3 protein-coding genes are annotated in these 1,976 nt (G+C 77.1%); all 3 read right to left on the reverse strand.

The features are described 5' to 3' along the window. Positions 1 to 630 (reverse strand): glycosyltransferase family 9 protein (locus B0E53_RS35955; protein ID WP_107079869.1); only part of this gene is annotated, 630 nt, incomplete at its 3' end. After that, on the reverse strand, positions 627 to 1,310 hold the full coding sequence (locus B0E53_RS35960) for an SDR family oxidoreductase (protein WP_107079870.1): 684 nt from the start codon (positions 1,308 to 1,310) through the stop codon (positions 627 to 629). The genes B0E53_RS35960 and B0E53_RS35955, both read right to left, overlap by 4 nt. 82 nt (positions 1,311 to 1,392) lie before the next feature. After that, positions 1,393 to 1,976, reverse strand: a 584-nt coding sequence (gene rfaE2, locus B0E53_RS35965) for a D-glycero-beta-D-manno-heptose 1-phosphate adenylyltransferase (RefSeq protein ID WP_107079871.1), incomplete at its 5' end; no start/stop codon positions are given.

Genomic DNA, 1,976 nt, shown 5'->3' on the forward strand with positions numbered 1-1,976 from the left:
CAGCACGGCGTCGGCCGGCAACCCGGCCCGGCCGGCCACCTCGGCGGCGATGTCCCGCTCGCCGGGACTGCCGGTGACCACCACCCGGTGGCCCCGCCCGGACAGCTCCCGCGCCACCGCGGCGAAGCGATCCGGCGGCCAGCGCCGCTGCGCCGCCTTGGCGCCCGGATGCACCACCGTCACCCCGGTCGGCAGCACGCCCGGCCCGGGCCGGCGCAGCGCCAGGTCGGTGCGGTCGGCCGGGATGCCGTACCAGCCGAGCATCCGGCACCACCGGTCCACCTCGTGCTCCTCGGCCCGCCACGGTGGACCGTCGTGCCACCCGGCGTCGCCGTTGGCGAAGGCCAGTATCCGCCGCGGCCGGGCCCCGGCCAGCATCCGGTGCGACTGCGGCCCCCGGCCGTGCAGGTTCACCGCCACCGCCGGCGGCGGGCCGGACCACCCGAGGTGGCCCAGCCCGTCCGCGAAAACCTGCCGGTCCACGACCCCGACCAGCTCCACCAGCGGCGCCAGCCAGCGCGGCGCGGCCAGCGCCAGCTCCGCACCGGGGTACGCGGCACGCAGCGCGCGCAGCGCCGGCACCCCGGTGGCGAGGTCGCCGACGCCGAGCGCCCGGAGCACGAGGATCACGGGTAGGAGGATTCCTGCTCGGCGCAGACCACCAGCTCGCGTACCGCGCAGCCGGGCGGCTGGGAGAGGGCGAACATGACCGCCTCGGCGGTGTCCGCCGGGTCGTTCAGGATGGCGTCCGGGCCGGGCTTGTACCGCTCGTCCCGGTCGTCGAAGAACGCCGTCCGCATGCCGCCCGGGATCAGCAGCGTGACGCCGACCGTCCCGGCCAGCTCGGCGGCGAGCGCCCGGGTGAAGCCGACCACCCCGAACTTCGCCGCGCAGTACGCGGTCGCGTCGCTGACCGCCTTGACGCCCAGCGTGGACGCCACGGTCACCACCGTGCCGTGCGCCCGCTCCAGGTGCGGCACCGCGGCCCGGATCACCGCGGCGGTGCCGAGCAGGTTGATGGTCACGATCCGGTCCCAGGTCGCCCCGTCGACGTCGGTCAGCCGGCCGGGCACGTCCGTGCCGGCGGCCGTCACCACGCCGTCCAGCCCGCCGGCCTGCTCGGCGAGCTGCCGGGTGGCCGCCTCGGCGGCCCGGGGGTCGGCCAGGTCGCACTCGACCCAGGGCACCCCGTCGGCCGGCGCTTGCCGGTCCAGCACGTACGGCCGCCCGCCGGCCTTGGCCACCGCGCTCACCACCGCCGCACCCAGGCCGCTCGACCCGCCGGTGACCAGAACAGCCCGACCGTTCATGTCCCTGCTCATGCCGGCACTCCGCTTCGCTCCGCGCCGCCCTGAGGCGCACTGCGTTGATGGTTCGCTCGCTGACGCTCGCTCATACCGCTCCCTTGACGAGGTGGAGGCCGCGCTGACGCGCGGCGGAGATGGTGCCGGTGGTGGACCGGCCGGCCAGGAAAGGCACGGTGACGACCCGTCCGCCCCAGCGGCGCACCAGCTCCGCCTCGGGCAGCTCGGGCGCGCCGTCGCCGGCGTAGTCGCCGCCCTTGACCCAGACGTCCGGGCGCAGCCGGGCGAGCACCTGGTGCGGGGTGGGCTCGTCGAAGACCACCACGGCGTCGACGCAGTCCAGGGCGGCCAGCAGCCGGGCCCGGTCCTGTTCCGGGTGGACCGGGCGCTCCGGCCCCTTGAGGCTCCGGACGCTGCGGTCGGAGTTGAGGCAGACCACCAGGCAGTCGCCCAGACGGCGGGCCGCCTGGAGGGTGGCCAGGTGCCCGGCGTGCAGGATGTCGAAGCAGCCGCCGGTGGCGACCACCGTGCCGCCGTCGGCGCGTACCTCGGCCACCAGCTCATCGGCCGTGCGTGCGGCGGACGGCGTGGGCCGCGGCTCCGGCGCCCGCTGCAGGCCGGCCGCCCCGCCGGCCGCCACGTACGCGGACGCGGCCTCGACCGCCGCCTGTA

Source organism: Micromonospora sp. MH33 (assembly GCF_003013775.1).
GTDB lineage: Bacteria > Actinomycetota > Actinomycetes > Mycobacteriales > Micromonosporaceae > Micromonospora > Micromonospora fulviviridis.